The organism is Pseudarthrobacter sp. rb, from assembly GCF_056389225.1.
Genome location: NZ_JBWJAR010000004.1, coordinates 167,766 through 187,852 on the forward strand (window position 1 = coordinate 167,766; position 20,087 = coordinate 187,852).

19 protein-coding genes and 1 tRNA gene are annotated in these 20,087 nt (G+C 65.5%); 7 read left to right on the forward strand and 13 right to left on the reverse strand.

The window, feature by feature from the left end; all coding sequences use genetic code 11:
• Nucleotides 1-75: 75 nt before the first annotated feature.
• Complete coding sequence (rpoB, locus tag ACWRN3_RS07585; RefSeq protein ID WP_387557584.1) at nucleotides 76-3,585, reverse strand: DNA-directed RNA polymerase subunit beta; 3,510 nt, start codon at nucleotides 3,583-3,585, stop codon at nucleotides 76-78.
• A 309-nt stretch (nucleotides 3,586-3,894) separates the two neighbouring features.
• Complete coding sequence (locus ACWRN3_RS07590) at nucleotides 3,895-4,317, reverse strand: hypothetical protein (RefSeq protein WP_476740265.1); 423 nt, start codon at nucleotides 4,315-4,317, stop codon at nucleotides 3,895-3,897.
• A gap of 338 nt (nucleotides 4,318-4,655) precedes the next feature.
• On the opposite strand from ACWRN3_RS07590, the gene ACWRN3_RS07595 reads away from it, so the two are divergent.
• A complete protein-coding gene (locus tag ACWRN3_RS07595; RefSeq protein WP_255172852.1) occupies nucleotides 4,656-5,855 on the forward strand; it encodes an acetyl-CoA C-acetyltransferase in 1,200 nt (399 codons plus the stop codon).
• A complete protein-coding gene (locus ACWRN3_RS07600) occupies nucleotides 5,855-6,352 on the forward strand; it encodes an aminoacyl-tRNA deacylase (RefSeq protein ID WP_476740266.1) in 498 nt (165 codons plus the stop codon). Before ACWRN3_RS07595 ends, ACWRN3_RS07600 begins: the two co-directional genes overlap by 1 nt.
• 73 nt (nucleotides 6,353-6,425) lie before the next feature.
• Here ACWRN3_RS07600 and rplL read toward each other — a convergent pair whose 3' ends face one another.
• The 9 genes from rplL to ACWRN3_RS07645 all read right to left on the reverse strand — a co-directional run bounded on the left by rplL (nucleotide 6,426) and on the right by ACWRN3_RS07645 (nucleotide 12,973).
• Nucleotides 6,426-6,803 carry a 50S ribosomal protein L7/L12 gene (rplL, locus tag ACWRN3_RS07605; RefSeq protein ID WP_018760467.1) on the reverse strand — a complete coding sequence of 126 codons (378 nt, stop codon included), beginning with the start codon at nucleotides 6,801-6,803 and terminating at the stop codon, nucleotides 6,426-6,428.
• A gap of 77 nt (nucleotides 6,804-6,880) precedes the next feature.
• Nucleotides 6,881-7,462 carry a 50S ribosomal protein L10 gene (gene rplJ / locus ACWRN3_RS07610; protein WP_255172854.1) on the reverse strand — a complete coding sequence of 194 codons (582 nt, stop codon included), beginning with the start codon at nucleotides 7,460-7,462 and terminating at the stop codon, nucleotides 6,881-6,883.
• Nucleotides 7,463-7,758: 296 nt separating this feature from the next.
• The gene (locus ACWRN3_RS07615; protein WP_255175629.1) at nucleotides 7,759-8,877 is read right to left on the reverse strand and encodes a GNAT family N-acetyltransferase; all 1,119 of its coding nucleotides are present in this window, start codon (nucleotides 8,875-8,877) and stop codon (nucleotides 7,759-7,761) included.
• 7 nt (nucleotides 8,878-8,884) lie between these two features.
• Complete coding sequence (locus ACWRN3_RS07620; protein ID WP_476740267.1) at nucleotides 8,885-10,024, reverse strand: GNAT family N-acetyltransferase; 1,140 nt, start codon at nucleotides 10,022-10,024, stop codon at nucleotides 8,885-8,887.
• 123 nt (nucleotides 10,025-10,147) lie between these two features.
• Nucleotides 10,148-10,855 (reverse strand): 50S ribosomal protein L1, encoded by a 708-nt coding sequence (gene rplA, locus ACWRN3_RS07625; RefSeq protein ID WP_476740268.1) that lies wholly within the window; start codon nucleotides 10,853-10,855, stop codon nucleotides 10,148-10,150.
• Nucleotides 10,856-11,034: 179 nt separating this feature from the next.
• Entirely contained in the window at nucleotides 11,035-11,466 is a 432-nt protein-coding gene (gene rplK / locus ACWRN3_RS07630) for a 50S ribosomal protein L11 (RefSeq protein WP_018760472.1), read from the reverse strand.
• A gap of 128 nt (nucleotides 11,467-11,594) precedes the next feature.
• The gene (gene nusG, locus ACWRN3_RS07635) at nucleotides 11,595-12,419 is read right to left on the reverse strand and encodes a transcription termination/antitermination protein NusG (protein ID WP_476740269.1); all 825 of its coding nucleotides are present in this window, start codon (nucleotides 12,417-12,419) and stop codon (nucleotides 11,595-11,597) included.
• 114 nt (nucleotides 12,420-12,533) lie between these two features.
• A complete protein-coding gene (secE, locus tag ACWRN3_RS07640; protein ID WP_142133076.1) occupies nucleotides 12,534-12,818 on the reverse strand; it encodes a preprotein translocase subunit SecE in 285 nt (94 codons plus the stop codon).
• An 82-nt stretch (nucleotides 12,819-12,900) separates the two neighbouring features.
• Nucleotides 12,901-12,973: transfer RNA gene (locus tag ACWRN3_RS07645), tRNA-Trp, on the reverse strand.
• 277 nt (nucleotides 12,974-13,250) lie between these two features.
• Here ACWRN3_RS07645 and ACWRN3_RS07650 point away from each other — a divergent pair.
• Nucleotides 13,251-14,468 (forward strand): pyridoxal phosphate-dependent aminotransferase, encoded by a 1,218-nt coding sequence (locus ACWRN3_RS07650; RefSeq protein WP_476740270.1) that lies wholly within the window; start codon nucleotides 13,251-13,253, stop codon nucleotides 14,466-14,468.
• A gap of 122 nt (nucleotides 14,469-14,590) precedes the next feature.
• Here ACWRN3_RS07650 and ACWRN3_RS07655 read toward each other — a convergent pair whose 3' ends face one another.
• The gene (locus ACWRN3_RS07655; RefSeq protein WP_324642655.1) at nucleotides 14,591-15,280 is read right to left on the reverse strand and encodes a response regulator transcription factor; all 690 of its coding nucleotides are present in this window, start codon (nucleotides 15,278-15,280) and stop codon (nucleotides 14,591-14,593) included.
• Nucleotides 15,277-16,611, reverse strand: coding sequence for an ATP-binding protein (locus ACWRN3_RS07660; protein WP_255172858.1), 1,335 nt, complete (start codon nucleotides 16,609-16,611; stop codon nucleotides 15,277-15,279). The genes ACWRN3_RS07655 and ACWRN3_RS07660 overlap by 4 nt, the downstream gene beginning before the upstream one ends.
• 125 nt (nucleotides 16,612-16,736) lie before the next feature.
• Between ACWRN3_RS07660 and ACWRN3_RS07665 the strand changes: the two genes are divergently transcribed.
• From ACWRN3_RS07665 to ACWRN3_RS07680, 4 genes are all read left to right on the forward strand, one after another.
• Entirely contained in the window at nucleotides 16,737-18,332 is a 1,596-nt protein-coding gene (locus tag ACWRN3_RS07665; RefSeq protein ID WP_476740271.1) for a PspC domain-containing protein, read from the forward strand.
• A 1-nt stretch (nucleotide 18,333) separates the two neighbouring features.
• On the forward strand, nucleotides 18,334-18,591 hold the full coding sequence (locus ACWRN3_RS07670; protein ID WP_159631347.1) for a hypothetical protein: 258 nt from the start codon (nucleotides 18,334-18,336) through the stop codon (nucleotides 18,589-18,591).
• 3 nt (nucleotides 18,592-18,594) lie between these two features.
• Nucleotides 18,595-18,852, forward strand: coding sequence for a PspC domain-containing protein (locus tag ACWRN3_RS07675; protein ID WP_476740272.1), 258 nt, complete (start codon nucleotides 18,595-18,597; stop codon nucleotides 18,850-18,852).
• A gap of 191 nt (nucleotides 18,853-19,043) precedes the next feature.
• Nucleotides 19,044-20,069 carry an ATP-dependent 6-phosphofructokinase gene (locus ACWRN3_RS07680; protein WP_159631345.1) on the forward strand — a complete coding sequence of 342 codons (1,026 nt, stop codon included), beginning with the start codon at nucleotides 19,044-19,046 and terminating at the stop codon, nucleotides 20,067-20,069.
• Nucleotides 20,070-20,087 lie beyond the last annotated feature (18 nt).

The following is a 20,087-nucleotide window of genomic DNA, read 5'->3' on the forward strand; positions in this document are numbered from 1 at the left end:
CGGTGGGGGGGGGGGGCCGGCGGGGGGGGGGGCGGGCCCCGCCCGCCCCCCCCCCCCCCCCCCCACGCCCGCCTGCTAAACCTCTTCTACGGAGCTGGGCTCTGCGCGAGACAGATCGATGCCCAGTTCTTCCGCAGCCGTGAAGACTGCGTCATCAGAGTCACGCATTTCAATTGTGGTTCCGTCCGTGGAAAGAACTTCCACGTTCAGGCACAGCGACTGCATTTCCTTGATCAAGACCTTGAAGGATTCGGGAACGCCCGGCTCGGGGATGTTCTCGCCCTTGACGATCGCTTCGTAGACCTTCACACGACCGTGGATGTCATCGGACTTGATCGTGAGGAGTTCCTGGAGGGTGTAGGCGGCGCCATAAGCTTCGAGCGCCCACACTTCCATTTCACCGAAGCGCTGGCCACCGAACTGTGCCTTACCACCCAGCGGCTGCTGCGTGATCATGGAGTACGGGCCGGTGGAGCGTGCGTGGATCTTGTCGTCCACCAGGTGGTGGAGCTTCAGGATGTACATGTAGCCGACCGAGATCGGATCCGGGAACGGCTCGCCGGAGCGGCCGTCAAACAGGCGGGTCTTGCCCGAGGAGTTGATCAGGCGGTCACCGTCGCGGGTCACGTTGGTGGAATCCAGCAGGCCCGTGATTTCCTCTTCGCGGGCACCGTCGAACACCGGCGTGGCAACAGTGGTGGGACCACTCTCGCGCGGCAGGTTCGGCAGCTGCTTGACCCACTCGGGCTCGCCTTCGATCTTCCAACCGGTCTTGGCAACCCAGCCGAGGTGCGTTTCGAGCACCTGGCCCACGTTCATACGGCCCGGAACACCCAGCGGGTTCAGGACGATGTCAACGGGGGTGCCGTCGGCGAGGAAGGGCATGTCCTCGATCGGAAGGATCTTGGAGATAACACCCTTGTTGCCGTGGCGGCCGGCGAGCTTGTCGCCGTCGGTGATCTTGCGCTTGGCGGCCACGTAGACGCGGACCAGCTGGTTCACGCCCGGGGGCAGCTCGTCGTCGTTGTCGCGGTCGAAGACGCGCACGCCGATGACGGTTCCGGACTCGCCGTGGGGAACCTTCAGGGAGGTGTCGCGGACTTCGCGGGACTTCTCACCGAAGATGGCGCGCAGCAGGCGCTCTTCCGGGGTCAGTTCGGTTTCACCCTTCGGGGTGACCTTTCCGACCAGGATGTCCCCTGCTTCAACCTCGGCACCGATGTGGATGATGCCGCGCTCGTCCAGGCCGGCCAGGACTTCCTCGGACACGTTGGGGATGTCACGGGTGATTTCCTCGGCACCAAGCTTGGTGTCGCGGGCATCGATCTCGTGCTCCTCGATGTGGATGGAGGAAAGGACGTCCTCGGCAACGATGCGCTGCGAGAGGATGATGGCGTCCTCGAAGTTGTGGCCTTCCCATGACATGAATGCCACGAGCAGGTTCTTGCCCAGTGCGAGCTCACCCTGGTCCGTTGCCGGGCCGTCGGCGATGATGCCGCCAACTTCCAGGCGCTGGCCTTCATTGACCAGGACGCGGTGGTTGTAGCAGTTGCCCTGGTTGGAGCGGGCGAACTTGTTGATGCGGTAGTTGGTCTCGGTGCCGTCGTCGTTGAGCATGATGACGAGCTCGGCGGAAACCTCGGTGACCACACCGGCCTTCTTGGCGATGACAACGTCACCGGCGTCGACGGCGGCGGCGCGCTCCATGCCGGTGCCCACGAAGGGGGCCTCGGAACGGACCAGCGGCACAGCCTGGCGCTGCATGTTGGCACCCATGAGTGCGCGGTTGGCGTCGTCGTGCTCCAGGAACGGGATCAGGGCCGTAGCCACGGACACCATCTGGCGCGGGGAAACGTCCATGAACTCGACGTCCTCGGCCGGAACCAGGACGGGCTCGCCTCCACCACCGCGGGCACGGACCAGCACGGTCTCTTCGGCGAACTTCTTGTTCTCGTCGAGCGGGGCGTTGGCCTGGGCGATCAGGACCTCGGCTTCGTCGTCGGCCGTCAGGTACTGGACGTCGTCGGAAACGACGCCGTCCTTGACCAGGCGGTACGGGGTCTCGATGAAACCGAACGGGTTGATGCGGCCGTAGGAAGCCAGCGAACCGATCAGACCAATGTTCGGGCCTTCAGGGGTTTCGATGGGGCACATACGTCCGTAGTGGGACGGGTGCACGTCACGGACTTCCATGCCGGCACGGTCACGGGACAGACCACCGGGGCCAAGGGCCGACAGGCGGCGCTTGTGGGTCAGGCCCGAGAGCGGGTTGTTCTGGTCCATGAACTGCGACAGCTGGGAAGTTCCGAAGAACTCCTTGATGGCTGCAACCACGGGGCGGATGTTGATCAGGGTCTGCGGCGTGATGGCCTCGACGTCCTGGGTGGTCATACGCTCGCGGACAACGCGCTCCATGCGGGACAGGCCGGTGCGGACCTGGTTCTCGATGAGCTCGCCAACGGCGCGGATGCGGCGGTTGCCGAAGTGGTCGATGTCGTCGATCTCGACGCGCAGGTCCACTTCCTGGCCATCGCGGGTGCCCTTGATGGTCTTCTCGCCGGCGTGCAGCGCGACGAGGAACTTGATCATGGCGACGATGTCTTCAACGTGCAGGACAGAGGCTTCCTTGTCGCCAAGGGAGCGGTCGATGCCAAGCTTGCGGTTGATCTTGTAGCGGCCAACCTTGGCCAGATCGTAGCGCTTGGAGTTGAAGTACAGGTTGTCCAGCAGGGACTGGGCAGCCTCGACGGTGGGCGGCTCGCCCGGACGCAGCTTGCGGTAGATGTCGAGCAGGGCGTCTTCGCGGGTTTCGGTGGCGTCCTTCTCCAGGGTTGCCCGCATGGAGTCGTACTGGCCGAACTCTTCGAGGATCTGGCCTTCGGTCCAGCCCAGGGCCTTCAGCAGGACCGTGACGGACTGCTTGCGCTTGCGGTCGAGGCGGACACCGACCTGGTCGCGCTTGTCGATCTCGAGCTCGAACCATGCACCGCGGGACGGGATGATCTTCGCGGTGAAGATGTCCTTGTCGCTGGTCTTGTCGGCGGCGCGCTCGAAGTAGGCGCCCGGCGAACGGACCAGCTGGGAGACGACGACACGCTCGGTGCCGTTGACGACGAAGGTGCCCTTCTCGGTCATCAGGGGGAAGTCACCCATGAACACGGTCTGCTGCTTGATTTCGCCCGTGTTGTTGTTCATGAACTCGGCCTTGACGTACAGCGGAGCCGAGTACGTTGCGTCCCGGTCCTTGCACTCAGCCATGGTGTACTTGGGGTCAGCGAACTCCGGATCGGAGAAGCTCAGGGACATGGTGCCCTGGAAGTCCTCGATCGGGGAGATCTCTTCGAAGATGTCCGACAGGCCGGACGTGGTGGCGACGCTGAGATCGTTTTCTTCGACAGCCTTTGCCACGCGTGCCTGCCAGCGCTCATTGCCGACCAGCCAGTCAAAGCTGTCCGTCTGCAGGGCAAGCAGATTCGGAACGTCAAGGGGTTCGTGAATCTTTGCGAATGAGAGCCGGCGAGTGGCACCATCAGTGCTGTCGGCAGTGTTAGCGGTTTCGTTATTAGAGGTGCTCGAGGCGACCAAGAGGGATCCTTCCACAGACCTTCAGGCGTTTTCAGATCTCCCCCGCTGTGCACCCTGCGAAGTGACTCCGCAGCGCTACCATCCGGTTCCGCTATATGACCCGGGGCCTGAACTGACTATGCTGTGACCGTGGTTACGGCACGTTGATTGCCAGCTGCCAGGCAAAGCCCACCGCTATATGAAGGCTGAAGGTAAACAGGGAAGACGCAAATATCTACGATACGGCAAAATAACCTACGTGTCTACCCCACATCCCGCCGGATTGCAAGCACCCAGTTTCCGGCGGCCCGAGCCGGGGGCGCGGACCGCCTAGAGGCGCAGCGTAACGCCCTCGGCCGTGCAGCTGCCCGCGTTCGCGAAGACGGCATCCCTTACCGCGTCCTTGGATTCCTGGGACGGCTTGCCCCCGGTTTCCGCCGCCGACGAGTGGTCGATGGCCAGCAGGCTCAGCGAGGTGAACAGCCCCCTCAGGTCCCCGGAAACAGTGTCCTTGGCGTCCTGAGCCCGTGAGTAGACGTCCTCGTAGCCCTGTGAATCGGTGGGGGAAACGGCAGCGTAGTCCGCCACCAGTTTGTTGAAGAGTTCGCAGGCTGCCTTGGTTCCCCCTGCCCGGGCCGCACCGGTACTTCCCGGCCCGATGGAGGGGGCAGGGCTGGTGCCTGCCGCACCGTTGTCCGAGGGCGCCGGCGTGGACTGGGTGGTTTCTGCCGTCGCGGCGTGGACATCGAGCAACCCGCCAGCGCACTGCCCGTCAGTATGGCCGTGGCGGCGATGGCAGCCGCAGTACGTGTCTTCTTCACGATGTCGCTCCGTCCGTCCCGGCTCCGGACCTGGTGTCCCCTGCAAAGCGCGTCCCCTGCACAGCCTCGCCGTCCACCCTACGCAAGCGGCCGCCGTCGTGCACAACGCAGCAGATGGGTACCTCTCCCCTGCCGTGCCGTGCTGCCAAACCCGCCAGCAGAATGACGCGCCAGGAATGCGCATGGCGCTCCCGGCGTTTGAATAGTTGGGTGACCAGGCTCACGATAGCCTTGGTGGCTTAGACCGAAACCGGACTGAAAGTGGTAACCATGGACAACACTCCTCTCAGCAATGACGTTGTCATCCTCGGGGCCGCACGGACCCCGCAGGGCAGGATCAACGGCCAACTGTCCAGCCTCACGGCCGTGGATCTTGGCGCGCACGCCATCAAGGCCGCACTGGGCTCCAGCGGCGTCGATGCAGCGGATGTGGAGGCCGTCATCATGGGCCAGGTCCTGCAGGCAGGCGCCGGGCAGAACCCTGCGCGGCAAAGCGCAATCGGCGCCGGCATCGGGTGGAACGTGCCTGCCGTGACCGTCAATAAGGTGTGCCTTTCCGGGCTGACCGCGGTGATCGACGCCGCCCGGATGATCCGCGCGGGCGAGGCTGCCGTGGTGGTGGCCGGCGGACAGGAGTCGATGAGCCGGGCACCGCACCTGCTTCCGGGATCGCGGCAGGGGTGGACCTACGGCTCCATCCAGGCGCTGGACGCTGCCGCACACGATGGGCTGACCGATGCCTTTGACGGGGAGTCGATGGGCCTGTCCACCGAGACACGGAACCTCTCGCTGGGTATCGACCGCACCTCCCAGGACAACGTCGCCGCCCAATCGCACCAGCGCGCGGCGCTTGCGGCGAAAAACGGAACGTTCGACGGCGAGATCGCACCTATCAGCGTCAAGCAGCGCAAAGGCGAGCCCCTGGTGGTGGACACCGATGAAGGGGTCCGCCCCAATACCTCGATCGAATCGCTGGCCGGACTGCGCGCTGCATTCGTCACTGACGGCACCATTACCGCGGGCAACTCCTCTCCCCTGTCCGACGGCGCCGCAGCCCTGGTGCTCGCCTCCCGCGGCTATGCGGAGGAGCACGGGCTCGAATACCTGGCCGTGGTCGGGAAGCCGGGACAGGTCGCCGGGCCAGACAACTCCCTGCATTCCCAGCCCTCCAACGCCATCATGAACGCCCTTGGCAAAGCGGGGTGGAGCACCGCCGACCTTGACTTCATCGAGATCAATGAGGCCTTCGGCTCGGTGGCCGTGCAGTCCCTCAAGGACCTGGACTACCCGCTGGAGAAGTGCAACCTCCACGGCGGCGCCATTGCGTTGGGTCATCCGATCGGCGCCTCGGGTGCCCGGCTGGCCGCCCACGCCGCCCATGAGCTGAAGCGGCGCGGGACCGGCAAGGCTGCAGTGTCCCTCTGCGGCGGGGGCGGGCAGGGCGAGGCCCTCCTGCTGTACCGCGACTGATGGCGGGCTCACCCGGAAACGGAGCGGACGGCGTCGGACGGGAACGGTTCCTGGCCGACGCCGCTGCCCGCGGCCTGGCAGTTGACGTGGTGGAACGGCCCGCAGCGAAGAGCCTCGAAGAGGCCGCGGTCATCATGGGAATCACACCGGCGGACATCGTCAAATCCCTGGTGGTCAAGCACAAGGACGGGACGTTCCTTTTCGCGCTCATCCCGGGCGACCGGCAGATTTCGTGGCCCAAGCTCCGCGCCCTGGTGGGCGTGAACAAGCTGTCGCTGCCACCCGCAGGAACCGCACTGGTGGCCACTGGCTACGAGCGCGGCACCATCACGCCGCTGGGCAGCACCACCGCCTGGCCCGTCTATGCGGACGCCACGATCACCGGGCGGCGCATCTCCATGGGGGCCGGGGCACACGGCTACAGCGCCTTCGTGGATGCCGATGAGCTGACCGCAGCACTGGGCGCCGTGGTGGCGGACATCAGCGAGCCTTCCTGAAACGGAAGGCCTTTGTTAAAGCAGGAAACCCCGCCCACCGGAGTGGACGGGGTTTCCGAAGGAAAAGGCGTTGTTACTTGAGGGTAACGGTGGCGCCTGCAGCCTCGAGCTGCTCCTTGGCCTTCTCGGCAGCTTCCTTGTTGGCGCCTTCGAGAACAGCCTTGGGGGCGCTGTCAACCAGGTCCTTGGCTTCCTTGAGGCCGAGGGAGGTGATGGCGCGAACTTCCTTGATGACTGCGATCTTCTTGTCACCGGCAGATTCGAGGATGACGTCGAAGTCGGTCTTCTCTTCAACCTCTTCAGCAGCTCCGCCACCGGCGGGGCCGGCAACTGCAACAGCAGCGGCGGTAACTTCGAAGGTCTCTTCGAAGAGCTTGACGAACTCGGAGAGCTCGATGATGGTCAGTTCCTTGAAAGCTTCAATGAGCTCTTCGTTGCTGAGCTTCGCCATGGTAGGCGTCCTTCCTGTTGTGGTGTCCCGCCGGCGTTCGGCCGGGATGACACCGGAGTCTGGTGGGGTAAAGAGAACTAGTTCTCTTCGGCAGCAGGAGCTTCAGCGGGAGCTTCAGCTTCAGCGGCAGGGGCTTCTTCAGCGGCAGGCGCTTCGGCAGCTGCCGGTGCACCGTTCTCTTCTTCAAGCTTGAGGCGCAGTGCGTCGATGATGCGTGCAGCTGCGGCGGCAGGTGCCTTGAGGACGCCTGCAACCTTGGCGAGCTGCAGCTCGCGGGACTCGAGGGCAGCCAGTGCGGCGACCTCGCTGGCGTCCAGCGCCTTGCCCTCGAAGTAACCGGTCTTGATGACCAGCTGCTTGTTGGCCTTGGCAAAATCCGTCAGGCTCTTGGCAGCGGCAACTGCGTCACCCTTGATGAACGCGATTGCAGTGGGGCCGGCAAGCTGGCCGTCGAATGCTTCGACGCCGGCTTCCTTGGCTGCAATGGCGGTCAGGGTGTTCTTGACGACCGCGAACTTGGTGTCCTGGCCGAGAGAAACACGCAGCTGCTTGAGCTGTGCAACGGTGAGCCCGCGGTATTCGGTCAGGACAGCGGCGTTCGATTCCTTGAAATCGTTAGTGATCTCAGCTACTGCTGAAACCTTGGTAGGCGTTGCCATAACCCTCCTTCCGGGGATAGTGCCGGTATTCGACGGTCCCCGCTCAAGAGAGCTAAAACTAAAAACGCCCCGCGCAGATGCACGGGGCTTGGCTCAACACGTTTATGCCGTGGAGCTTTGCTTCGTTCACCTGCGCCGGCCGCCCTGCGTTGAGGGTCCTTCGTCCGGAAAGCCACTGTGGTCCCCAGCGCACAACTGCAGAGTTGAGCCATGTTCAGGAGAGTGGATTTCCAACAACCGACGGTCTTTGGTACCCCCAGCTTACGCGAGGCATTGCCGGTCCGCCAAATCGGCGCTTAGCTGGTGCTGGTGCGCAGCGTGGGGAGCTCCTTCTGCCAGATACCCGTCACACCGGCCGTCTGGAATCCGAGCTGCTTGTTGACCGTCAGGAGGTACCGGTTCTCCGGCGCATTCCAGGTGTAAATGATGCGCGCGTCCGGGAACTGCTCGCTGAGCCGCTCCATGTTGGCCACCTTGATCAGCAGCCCGAGCTTGTTGCCCCGGTGTTCCTGCAGGACCAAGGTATCGTCCTGGAACACCACGTCAGCCCGGTGGGCCAGGACGGTGATGGTGGTCAGGCCCACCAGCGCCCCGGTGGCGATGTACTCGACTGCGGTGACCACCGTTCTCCTGCCCTGCGCGATGGCGACGTCTTCCGCCTCACGCAGGATGCCGCCGTCGAACACCATGTCCTGTTCAATCGGCGCATCCAGGGAAGGGTCGACGTCAGCGCCGGCCTGGTTTTCCAGCACGGCCACGGCCTCCAGCCAGCGGTCCGGGCAACGGTCCGTCCAATGGTGCAGCCGGTACCGGCCGTTGTTGGCTTCTTCGGCTTCAGCCTGGAGGTCGGCAACCAGCTTGGTGTCCAGGGGCAGGAGGCAGGAACTGAATTGCTCGATGTGCTGCAGCGTGTATCCGGTCCTCTGCGCGAACTCCACTTCGCGGCTCTCCAGGGGCACAAATCCCTGCCCGGTACCGGGCACCAGCTGGGCCCGTTCAAACTCGTGCAGTGACGCGCCCGGATGGTTGGTGTCCACCAGGATCATGGTGCGGCCTTCACCCCTTGCCAGCTGTTCGGCAGCCTCAAGCAGGCGGCGCCCCACCCCCTGCCGCTGGAACTCGGGCAGGATGTCCAGGGTGAGCTCGGCCAGGTCCAGGTGGTCGGTCAGGGGCAGCGCAATATCAACCGTGCCCACAATGGCGCCGTCCACCTTGGCCACGAGGATCAGCTGGCGCTCGTACGGGTCCGCGAACTCAAGCAACTTCTCCTGTGGACCGTACGCAAGATCGTCGCTGCCCCACGTCTGCATCCGGACCTTGCGGCCCACCTCCACGGCGGCGAGGAAGTCTGCTGCGTCCGGGGTGTCCAATGAGTCGGGTACATACAGCTGCTCGATCTTCACGTCTATTGCCATGCGGGCATCATCCCAGCCGTTTCTGCCACTCACCTTCATAGCCGGCGGGCCTGAATCCGAGGGCGGTATTTATCGCCAGCATATGCTGGTTTTCGCTGGCATTCCATGTCAGGACCGAGCGCGCCGGGGGCCATTTCTCCTGGGCACGCCGCAGGTTGGCCGCCTTGATCAGCATCCCCAGGCGGTGGCCGCGGTGCCCCGCCGCCACGAGGGTGTCCTGCTGGAGCAACGACTCCGGGACCTGGGGGCGCCAGGCCAGGACGGAGTAGGCAACCAGTTCACCGGTGGGGCGGTACACCGCCGCGGCCACAGAGATCTGCACACCGCTGCGGACCAGGGCCTGTTCATCGTCACGCACGCGGCGGACGTCCCAGTCCTCCCGTTCCCAGTCCATGCCGGCTGTTGGGGCGTCCGTACTCATCCGCGCCCGCAACCCGGCATAGCCGGCTACGAGCGTCTCCGGGCAGTGGCCGTCCCAGGCCGTCAGGATGTAGTCGCCGCTGCGGGCCAGGGCTTGAGCCTCCAGTTGCGCCAGCAGGGTACCCGGTACGGGCAACATGAGCCGGCTGGAACGCTCCACCTGCTCGAGCTCATACCCGGCGGACAGGGCAAAGGCAGTTGCAGGGTCATCCCCCGGCAGTTGGCCAACCCCGGATCTCGCGGGGATCATGGGCGAATCACGCCGTACGGCGTCCAGGGGCACCTCATGGAAGGAACCCAAGGATGACCTGCCGCGTGTCCGTGCCACGGTTTCGGCATGCTCCAGCAGGACGCGACCCAGCCCCCTGCGGCGCCGCTCAGGAACGACCAGGACGTCGATACCTGCGGTGGCCAGGTTCTCGCGCAGGGGCAGCGTCACGGAGCACAGCCCCACCGGCTCCCCGCCGGCCCGGGCAAGGAACAGGTGCCGTTCCTCGTACTCGTTGCCGCGCCAGAACTCCAGCGCTTCGGCCGGGGTAAGGCAGCGGTCCAGGCTCCCCCAGACGGTCAGCGACTCTGCCTCCTTCATGGCCTGGCAGGCCAGAAGGTCCGGGGACGGCTCGGTGCCAGGGAGGTCCTGGCCGCGCGGAGGAATGACGACGGCGGCAACCGCCAGGGCAGCGGACGGCGGCGAAGACGCGGGCTGGGTTCGCTTGGGCTGGTCCATGCCGCCAGCTTAGGCACTGCCCGCCGGTATGGAGGCAAAAAGAAGACCGCCCCGGCGCATGAGCGCCGGAACGGTCTCCGATTGCTCCGGAATCACTCCGGAAGCAGGAACTTCAGTGAGGGACTATGCCTCGGTGAGCACCTTGGTGACGTTGGGGTCCACGGAGATGCCGGGGCCGAACGTGGTGGCAACGGTAGCCTTCTGGATGTAGCGGCCCTTAGCAGCGGACGGCTTGAGGCGAAGAACCTCTTCCAGTGCTGCTGCGTAGTTCTCGGCCAGCTTGATGGCGTCGAAGGAAACCTTGCCGATGATGAAGTGCAGGTTGGAGTGCTTGTCGACGCGGAAGTCGATCTTTCCACCCTTGATGTCGTTGACGGCCTTGGTGACGTCGGGGGTCACGGTGCCCGTCTTCGGGTTCGGCATCAGGTTACGCGGGCCCAGGACCTTACCGAGGCGGCCAACCTTGCCCATGAGGTCAGGGGTGGCAACGGCGGCGTCGAAGTCGGTCCAGCCACCGGCGATCTTTTCGATCAGGTCGTCGGAACCAACGAAGTCGGCGCCGGCTGCGATTGCGGCCTCAGCCTTGTCACCCGTTGCGAAAACCAGGACGCGGGCGGTCTTACCGGTGCCGTGGGGCAGGTTGACGGTGCCGCGGACCATCTGGTCAGCCTTGCGGGGGTCGACGCCGAGGCGGAAAGCGACCTCAACAGTGGCGTCGAACTTGGACGGATTGGTGTCCTTGGCCAGCGTTACTGCCTCGAACGGTGCGTAGTGCTTCTCCACGTCGATCTTGGCGGCTGCTGCCTCATATGCTTTGCTGCGCTTTGCCATGCTGCTTATTTCTCCTTGTGCAGTTGTGGTCTGCGGACCGCGCTGGGCCCTGCCACAGTCGGTGATCCGGTTCGTTATCCGGCCCGGATGGCCAACATTTCAATTTTTTTGGTGCCGGTGTCCCGGCGGTGCCGCCCGTCGTCGTCAATTACCCCGACGCTGGACAGCGGTAAGGGCTGTTAGCCCTCGACGGTAATGCCCATGGAGCGGGCGGTGCCGGCGATGATCTTCGCTGCGCCTTCGAGGCTGGTGGCGTTGAGGTCTTCCATCTTGGTGGAGGCGATCTCGTTGACCTGGGCCTGGGTCAGCTTGGCAACCTTGACGGTGTGCGGGGTGGATGAACCCTTGGCAACGCCTGCAGCCTTCTTGATGAGCTCTGCAGCCGGCGGGGTCTTGGTGATGAACGTGAAGGAACGGTCCTCGTAGACCGTGATTTCCACGGGGATGACGTTTCCGCGCTGGGCTTCCGTCGCAGCGTTGTACGCCTTGCAGAATTCCATGATGTTGACACCGTGCTGGCCAAGCGCAGGACCGATCGGCGGGGCCGGGTTGGCGGCACCTGCCTGGATCTGCAGCTTGATGAGGCCGGTGACCTTCTTCTTGGGAGCCAATGTAGGGTCCTTCTCTCAATAACGTCCTGGGGCACAGGAGCGTGCCTCAGGTTTTTGGCCGCCATGGCAAGGCGGCCGGCCGTTCCGGCGCCGCTAAGCGGGCGGCACCGGGACGAATTCTAGGATTCTCAGATCTTGGTGACCTGGTTGAACGCCAGGGTGACCGGCGTTTCGCGCTCGAAGATGGAGACCAGCACCACGAGGGTCTGGGACTCGGGCTTGATCTCCGAGATCGTGGCGGGGAGGGTCTCGAACGGACCTTCCTTGACGATGACGGACTCGCCGACCTCGAAGTCGACGGCCACGGGAACCTGGTTCTGCTTGTTGACCGGCTTGCCCTTCTCGGCCTGCTCTTCCTCGAAGACGGGAGCGAGCATGGAGAAGACCTCGTCCAGGCGCAGCGGGACCGGGTTGTGGGCGTTGCCCACGAAGCCGGTAACGCCGGGAGTGTGGCGGACGGCGCCCCAGGAGGCGTCGGTCAGGTCCATGCGGACCAGGACGTAGCCGGGGATGCGGACGCGGTTGATCACCTTGCGCTGTGCGTTCTTGATCTCCACGACTTCTTCCATGGGCACCTGGATTTCGAAGATGTAATCTTCCATGTCCAGGGTCTGGATGCGGGTTTCAAGGTTGGCCTTCACGCGGTTCTCGTAACCGGCGTAGGAGTGGATGACGTACCAGTCACCCTCCTGGCGGCGCAGCTTGGCCTTGAACTCCTCGGCCGGATCAGCGGCTGCGGTGGCGGCAGCGGCGGCAAGAGCGTCTGCGGGCTCGTCGTCACCGTCGGCGTCGGAAGCGTCGGCTTCGTCGGCGTCAGCAACTGCTGCGTCGGAGGCTGCGTCGTCGGATTCGGGCGCGGAGGACTCAACCTCGGACTCTTCACCGGCTTCTGCCGTGACGTCCGGGGATTCTTCCAGCCCAGTCTCGGTTACCTCGAGCTCCTGCTCAGACACTTGGTCTCCTGCTTCCTCATTGCCTAACATGCCTATTTAAATGGCTCAATTCCGCACGCCGGCGATTCCTTCCGGTTACCCGGGCGAAACACGCGGCCTGCGGACCGTGCAGCCTTAGCTGTCCTTGGAGCCGGTGCCGCCGAAGATCCAGCTGACAGCGGTTCCGAAACCAATGTCCAGCAGGCTGACGATGACCATCATGATGGCCACGAACACCAGCACCACGAGCGTGTAGTTGATCAGTTCCTTGCGGGTGGGGGCAACAACCTTCTTCAGTTCGCCAATGATCTGGCGGACAAAGAGTGCAATGCGGGCGAAGAAGTTTGCCTTGGCTTCCTTCTTAGCTGGGCGGCCCTTGGAGCTGCTGGCAGCTGTTTCGGTCACCTGGTCCTCGCTCATCTTTGCAATGGTGGATTACCCGGCCCTGATCAGAACCATGGTTGCTGCGCCTGCTCCGGGCTTTCGCCCGGAGCAGCTTGCGCAGGGCAGACAGGACTCGAACCTGCAACCTGCGGTTTTGGAGACCGCTGCGCTACCAATTGCGCCACTACCCTATGGGATGAATTCCACTCTTTGATGGCCCAACACCAGTTTGGACTGGGGCGCACGCCATCATCTGTGTTTCAACACCGGTGAACCAGTCTACGCAAGAACTTCGCGTAGGTAAAACCAGCCCGTTCCGGCCCATCCGCAGTCCGGCTTGAAACGTGCTGCGCGGGGCAGTCATAAATCAAAACCGGCACCCCGGAGGGTCCGGTGAACAGCATAGAGTAGAACTCGTCGAATCCCACATTCCAGCCTCCGGGCTGCAAGCGAAGAACGGACCTGCCAATGTCTTCCGCCCGCGTTTCCCAACGCATCTCCGCAATTGCCGAATCCGCAACCCTGGCCGTTGACGCCAAGGCCAAGGCGCTGAAGGCAGCTGGCCGGCCGGTTATTGGTTTCGGTGCGGGCGAACCCGATTTCCCCACCCCGGACTACATCGTCCAGGCGGCCATCGAGGCTGCCGCCCAGCCCAGGTTCCACCGCTACTCCCCTGCCGGCGGCCTGCCCGAACTGAAGAAGGCAATCGCAGAGAAGACGCTGCGCGACTCCGGCTACACGGTGGATCCCTCACAGGTGCTGGTCACCAACGGCGGCAAGCAGGCCGTCTACAACACCTTCGCCACCCTGGTGGATCCGGGCGACGAGGTCATTGTGCCTGCCCCGTTCTGGACCACCTACCCTGAGGCCATCCGGCTGGCCGGCGGCGTCCCCGTAGAGGTCTTCGCCGGGCCCGAACAGGACTACCTGGTGACCGTTGAACAGCTCGAAGCAGCCGTGACGGACCGGACCAAGATCCTGCTGTTCGTCTCGCCGTCGAACCCCACTGGTGCCGTGTACTCCCCCGGGCAGGTGGCGGAGATCGGCAAGTGGGCCGCGGCCAAGGGCCTGTGGGTGGTCACGGACGAAATCTACGAGCACCTCACCTACGACGGTGTCCCGTTCACGTCCATCGCCACCGCTGCCCCGGAACTGGGCGACAAGGTGGTCATCCTCAACGGCGTCGCCAAGACGTACGCCATGACCGGCTGGCGGGTGGGCTGGATGATCGGCCCGGCAGACGTCATCAAGGCGGCCACCAACCTCCAGTCGCACGCCACGTCCAACGTGTCCAACATCATGCAGATTGCCGCCCTCGCTGCCGTGTCCGGCCCACTGACCGCCGTCGATGAGATGAAGGTGGCGTTCGACCGCCGCCGCAAGGCCATCGTCGCGGGGCTGAATGCCATTGACGGCGTGGAATGCCCGACGCCGAAGGGCGCCTTTTACGTATACGCGGACGTCCGTGCGCTGCTGGGTAAGGAATTCCCCACCGCGTCCGGCACCGCCACACCGCAGACCTCCGCAGAGCTGGCCTCGCTGATCCTCGACGAGGTTGAGGTGGCAGTGGTTCCGGGCGAGGCGTTCGGCCCCTCCGGCTTCCTGCGCCTCTCCTACGCCCTGGGGGACGAGGACCTCGCTACGGGTGTCCAGCGCCTGCAGGACTTCCTGGGCAAGGCCCAGTAACGCCCCCTCACCTTTCGCAGGAAAAACCGGAACGCCCCATCACCAAGTGATGGGGCGTTCCGGTTTAAGGCCCGAAAGGTGATGGGGCGTTGGAGATTGAACGGCAGGATCTGATGGGGCGTCTAGAGGAGGCGCCGCTCCGCGGCCCACTTGGTGAGTTCGTGGCGGCTGGAGAGCTGGAGCTTCCGCAGCACCGCCGAGACATGGGTCTCCACGGTCTTGATGCTGATGAAGAGTTCCTTGGCCACTTCCTTGTAGCTGTAGCCCCGGGCGATGAGCCGCATGACCTCCAGTTCGCGGGCTGAGAGCTTGTCCAGTTCATCATCGGCGATGTCCGCGGGGGCAGTGCCGAAGGCGTCCAGGACAAAACCGGCCAGGCGGGGCGAGAAGACGGCATCACCGCCGGCCACCCGGAACACGGCGTCGGTAATTTCGGTGCCGGAGATGGTCTTGGTGACATAGCCGCGGGCGCCGGCACGGATGACGGCGACCACGTCCTCCGCGGCGTCGGAGACGCTCAGTGCCAGGAAGCGGGTGCTGGACAGGAGCGCAGCGGAGCCTGCGATGACCTCCCGGCCGCCGCCGCCCAGTCCGCCGGGCAGGTGCACGTCCAGGAGGACGACGTCGGGCCGCTGCTGGGCTATCACGGCGATGGCCTGCTCAACGGTGGCGGCCTCCCCCACCACCTGGATGCCGGCGTCGAGGTCCGCCTTCAGACCGGACCGGAAGATGGCGTGGTCGTCCACAAGGACCACCCGCACGGGGGTGGCCGGCCGGGCACTTCCGGCACCTGTTCCCTGGGTTGTGTTCATGATTTTCCTTCCGCGTGTTCTGCTGCGGCCGGCAGCCGGAGGCGGACCTCGGTGCCGTCGCCGGTGCTGAGGATGGCGGCCGAGCCGCCGTGCCGTTTCATCCTGCCGATGATTGATTCCCGAATACCGAGCCGGTCCGCGGGCACGTCCCGCAGCTCAAAGCCCGATCCCCTGTCCTTGATGAAAATCTCGGCCTGCCCGTCCGACGCTTCAAGGTAGACCGAGACCGTCCCGCCACCGTGCCGTGAGGCGTTGAGCATGGCCTCCCGGCTTGCCTGGACCAGGGCCTCATGCGCCTCGGTCATGGCGGCGTCACCGACGGTGACCACCTCCACGGCGTTGCCGAGCAGGTCCTCCACCTCCCCGGCAACAGCCTTGATCCGGTCCGAGAGCTGACCGCTTTCGCGGCCTGGATCCTGGAACAGCCAGCCGCGCAGCTCGCGTTCCTGGGCACGGGCCAGGCGGACGACGTCGTGCTCGTTGCCTGCGCGCCGCTGGATCAAAGCGAGGGTCTGCAGTACCGAATCGTGGAGGTGGGCGGCGATCTCGGCACGTTCCGTTTCCCGGATCCGGCCGGCGCGCTCCGCTTCCAGGTCACGCCAGAACTTCAGGGCCCAGGGCAGCAGGACCAGCACCACGCCGCCGAGGACGGCCACCGACGCGAGCAAGGCGAGCCAGGTCTGTTCCCAGGAACCCGAGCCGGACACCATCACCAGGACCCCGGCCACCACCAGCGCCAGACCGGCAGCGAGCCGGCCCCAGCCTCCGGCCTGGTCCGCCTTGGTCTTGTCCACCAGGCCGGCGCGCCGGGTCTCGTCCAGCTGCATCCACGCGATCGAGGCACCGCCCAGCACAGCAGCAGCCGGGATCAGCGTTCCGAGGGACACATCCACGCCCAGCAACTGGGCAATCATGATGCCCGCCACCAGCAGGAGCCCGCAGCCCAACAGGATTTCCTTGCCATACCGCATTCCACGCGCCCGGAACCAGGGTGGCACCGGGAGCGCGCCCTCACCTTCAGTAAGGGGACCGGCTGCACCCGCCGGGGTTCCGGCGTCGGCCGCTTTTCCTTGGGGCTCGCTCACCGCCGGGGCAATGGGCGACGCCGGGCGGCGGGCGTTGCGGCGGGCGGCCTCGTCCGCCGTGGGCACCATGATCCAGAGCCAGGCATAGAAGACCAGGCCCGCCCCTCCAGCGAAAGACGCCAGGACCATGCCCAGGCGCACGTTCTTCACCGGCCAGCCCAGGTGCGCGGCGAGGCCGGAGCACACCCCCGCGATCACACGGTCGCTGCTCCGTGCCAGGGGCGGCCGCGCCGGAAGGGATGTCATGGGTCAATCCAAACACGGATCAGGGTTGCCCGGACCGCAATCGGCCGCTTCCCGGGGACAGCTCAGGGACGGTTCAGGGTTTCCCCCAATAGAGCGCCAACCGGTCTGAACGGGAGGATCGAGGTATGAACTCGCAGACCCCCTCCCCTGACGACGAACACCCTGCCGAGCCCCTCCCCGACGGGCAGCCCGGCGCGAACAGCGAGCAGCCCACCGAGCCCCTGCCGTCCTCCGCCCCAACGCCTCCGGACCCCGCCACGGTACCGCCTGCGGACGAATCCCAGCGCTACGCGTTCCAAGGCAGCCCCGCCCCGGCGCCGTCCACCGACTTCTTCGGCTGGATCCGCAGCAACGGTATCTACCGGGGAAACGACCGCTGGATCGGCGGCGTCTGCAGCGGCATCGCCCACCGGCTTGGCGTTGACCCGATTATCATCCGCGGCGCCTTTATCGTCCTGACCCTTCTGGCGGGCATCGGGGTACTGCTGTACGGCCTGGCCTGGGCCTTCCTTCCGGAACCGGACGGCAGGATTCACGTCCACGAAGCAGGGGCCGGCCGCTGGTCCAGCGGCATGACGGGTTCCCTGATCGCCACGGTCCTGGGCCTCACCGGGCTGGGCGGAGGCTTCTGGGGCTGGAGCCACAACGGCCTGAGCGGCCTGCTGTGGACCCTCTTCTGGGTAGGCGGCGCCATCTACCTGATCTACTACCTCTCCCAGCGCAACAAGGCCCACCCCACCATGGCCGGGCACGGCACGGCCGCCTCCGGCGGGACCTACCCGATGGACGGCACGGCCCACACCTCAACGTTCACCGCCGGCACCGTTCCCGGTCCTGGCCCAACTGCAGCACCCACCCACGGCAGCGGCCCCACCGGTTCAGCGCCCACCGGCTCCTACGGCCGCGGCAGCTACAGTCCTGCCGGAAGCGTCCCGGCCGCCCCCGGCGGCGTTGGCGGCGCCAGGGTTGGGGCGGGCGGAGTTGGGGCCGGCGGAGTTGGAGGCGCCGGCGCCTCCCCGGGCGGCCCCGGCAACGGCAGACCCGGTGACGCCGGGTACCCCACCCCGTGGGTCCCGCCGCGGCCGCCAAAGCCCCGCCCATCCGGTCCCGGCGCCCCCGCAGTGGCCATCGCCACGGGGTCTGCCCTGCTGGTGGGCGGCGGACTCAAGGCACTGGACGCGGCGGACATCATCAACCTGGGCGGCTCGGGGAACGCCATCGTGTGGGCCAGCGCGGCGGCGGTCCTTGGCCTGGGCATCCTGGTGGCGGGCTTCCGCGGCCGCACGTCCGGCATCCTGAGCCTCTTCGCGGTGATCGCGCTGGTTACCGGAGGCATCTACAACACCCTGGACGACGGCCGGATGCGGTTCCAGCAAGTTGACTGGAACCCGGCCAGCATCGAGGAAGCGCGCGGCGGCATCGACATCACCGCCGGCCGGGGAACCGTGGACCTCACGGGACTCTCCCCAACCGCCCCCCTGACGTCCGACGTCGTGGTTCCCCTGGACATCACTGCCAGCAACGTGACCGTGGTGATCCCGCAGAACCTCCCCGTTGACATCAAGGCGGACATGACCATGGGCAACCTGAACGAAGGAAGCGGCCAGCGCGGCGGCACCACCACCCGCGAAAGCAGCTACAACACGGACCGTCCGGGCAACCACCTGGTGGTGCAGATCGACGGCACCTTCAGCAACGTCACGATCCAGGAAGGCAACTGACATGGACAACAGCAACATTCCGACGACGGCAGGCCAGGACACTGCCGGACCGGCACCGGCCAGGGTGGGGACGGTGGTGTGGGGACTGATCGTCCTGGCACTGGCCGCGCTGATCATCGTGGCGCAGCTTGGCATCGTGACGCTGAACGGCACCTACGTCCTAATCGGCCTCATGATCGGCGCGGGCGTGGCCCTGGTGGTGGGCGGCCTGCTCTCAGCCCGGAAACGTGACAACGAACCAACTACAGGGAAGTCTTGAACCATGGATAAGTTCTTCAGCATTGTCAGGGGCTTCGGCCTGAAGCGCGGCCCCGAGCGGTGGCTTGGCGGGGTTTGTGGCGGCATCGCTGCCAAACTCAATGTGGACGTGGCGTTCGTCCGTATCGCCTTCCTGCTCTTCGCCCTGCTTCCGGGCCCGGCCTTCATCTTCTACGTCCTGGCGTGGGTCGTCCTTCCGGACCAGCGCAACGAGATTCCGCTCCAGACGTTCCTGGACCGCCGGTCGCTGAACCGGCCCTGACCTCCAGGACCACGGCCCCTGCCCCCGAGAATGATCACGGGGCAGGGGCCTTTTTCGTGTCCCCGCGTCCGGAGCGGAGCCGGCCCCCATGTAACCGGTTTGTGTCGTACCCCACACCCCCCACTACACTTCTAGGTGAGCTCAGCGTGGCGCTCTGCCTGTAAACCTTCTCCCCAGGATTTGAGCCGAACATGAAAATTGGAATCCTCACCAGCGGTGGCGACTGCCCCGGATTGAACGCCGTGATCCGAGGCGCAGTGCTCAAAGGCATTGCGGTCCACGGCCAGGAGTTCGTCGGATTCCGTGATGGCTGGCGGGGCGTGGTGGAAGGGGACATCATCGACATCCCCCGCACCATGGTCCGCGGCATCGCCAAACAGGGTGGCACCATTTTGGGCACCTCCCGCACCAACCCGTTCGAAAACGGCGGCGGTCCCGAGGCCATCAAGGCCCACATGGACCGGCTGGGCATCGACGCCATCATTGCCATCGGCGGGGAGGGAACCCTGGCCGCGGCCAAGCGCCTGACCGACGCCGGACTCAAGATCGTGGGCGTCCCCAAGACCGTGGACAACGACCTCGACGCCACCGACTACACCTTCGGTTTCGATACCGCCGTCCAGATCGCCACCGAGGCCATCGACCGGCTCCGCACTACGGGTGAATCCCACCACCGCTGCATGATCGCGGAAGTGATGGGCCGGCACGTGGGCTGGATTGCACTGCACGCCGGGATGGCTGCCGGGGCGCACGCCATCCTGATCCCGGAGCAGAAGGTCAGCATCGAGCAGATCACCGAATGGGTCAATGAAGCCCACGCCCGCGGCCGCGCGCCCTTGGTGGTGGTGGCTGAAGGGTTCGTTCCGGAGCACATGGAAAGCCCGCACTCCGAGCGCGGCCTGGACACGTTCGGCCGTCCCCGCCTGGGCGGCATCGCAGACCAGCTGGCGCCCGAACTCGAAGCCCGGACCGGCATCGAAACCCGTGCCACCATCCTGGGGCACATCCAGCGCGGCGGCGTCCCCTCGGCCTTTGACCGGGTCCTGGCCACCCGGCTGGGCATGGCCGCCATCGACTCCGTGGTCGAAGGCTACTGGGGCACCATGGTGGCCCTGAAGGGCACGGACATCCAGCATGTCGCCTTCGAGGAAGCCCTGGGCCAGCTCAAGACCGTCCCGCAAAACCGCTACGACGAAGCCGCGGTCCTGTTCGGCTAAGCCTGCAGGCCGCCCTAG

Excerpts from the sequence above, each read along its gene's own strand:
- ACWRN3_RS07665 (WP_476740271.1), top strand. The coding sequence starts at position 16,737 with ATGAACTCGCAGACCCCCTCCCCTGACGACGAACACCCTGCCGAGCCC.
- ACWRN3_RS07615 (WP_255175629.1), bottom strand. The coding sequence starts at position 8,877 with ATGGCAATAGACGTGAAGATCGAGCAGCTGTATGTACCCGACTCATTG.
- ACWRN3_RS07595 (WP_255172852.1), top strand. The coding sequence starts at position 4,656 with ATGGACAACACTCCTCTCAGCAATGACGTTGTCATCCTCGGGGCCGCA.
- ACWRN3_RS07660 (WP_255172858.1), bottom strand. The coding sequence starts at position 16,611 with ATGACATCCCTTCCGGCGCGGCCGCCCCTGGCACGGAGCAGCGACCGT.
- ACWRN3_RS07620 (WP_476740267.1), bottom strand. The coding sequence starts at position 10,024 with ATGGACCAGCCCAAGCGAACCCAGCCCGCGTCTTCGCCGCCGTCCGCT.
- rplA (WP_476740268.1), bottom strand. The coding sequence starts at position 10,855 with ATGGCAAAGCGCAGCAAAGCATATGAGGCAGCAGCCGCCAAGATCGAC.
- ACWRN3_RS07600 (WP_476740266.1), top strand. The coding sequence starts at position 5,855 with ATGGCGGGCTCACCCGGAAACGGAGCGGACGGCGTCGGACGGGAACGG.
- secE (WP_142133076.1), bottom strand. The coding sequence starts at position 12,818 with ATGAGCGAGGACCAGGTGACCGAAACAGCTGCCAGCAGCTCCAAGGGC.
- ACWRN3_RS07670 (WP_159631347.1), top strand. The coding sequence starts at position 18,334 with ATGGACAACAGCAACATTCCGACGACGGCAGGCCAGGACACTGCCGGA.
- ACWRN3_RS07680 (WP_159631345.1), top strand. The coding sequence starts at position 19,044 with ATGAAAATTGGAATCCTCACCAGCGGTGGCGACTGCCCCGGATTGAAC.
- ACWRN3_RS07655 (WP_324642655.1), bottom strand. The coding sequence starts at position 15,280 with ATGAACACAACCCAGGGAACAGGTGCCGGAAGTGCCCGGCCGGCCACC.
- rplL (WP_018760467.1), bottom strand. The coding sequence starts at position 6,803 with ATGGCGAAGCTCAGCAACGAAGAGCTCATTGAAGCTTTCAAGGAACTG.
- ACWRN3_RS07675 (WP_476740272.1), top strand. The coding sequence starts at position 18,595 with ATGGATAAGTTCTTCAGCATTGTCAGGGGCTTCGGCCTGAAGCGCGGC.
- ACWRN3_RS07650 (WP_476740270.1), top strand. The coding sequence starts at position 13,251 with ATGTCTTCCGCCCGCGTTTCCCAACGCATCTCCGCAATTGCCGAATCC.
- rplJ (WP_255172854.1), bottom strand. The coding sequence starts at position 7,462 with ATGGCAACGCCTACCAAGGTTTCAGCAGTAGCTGAGATCACTAACGAT.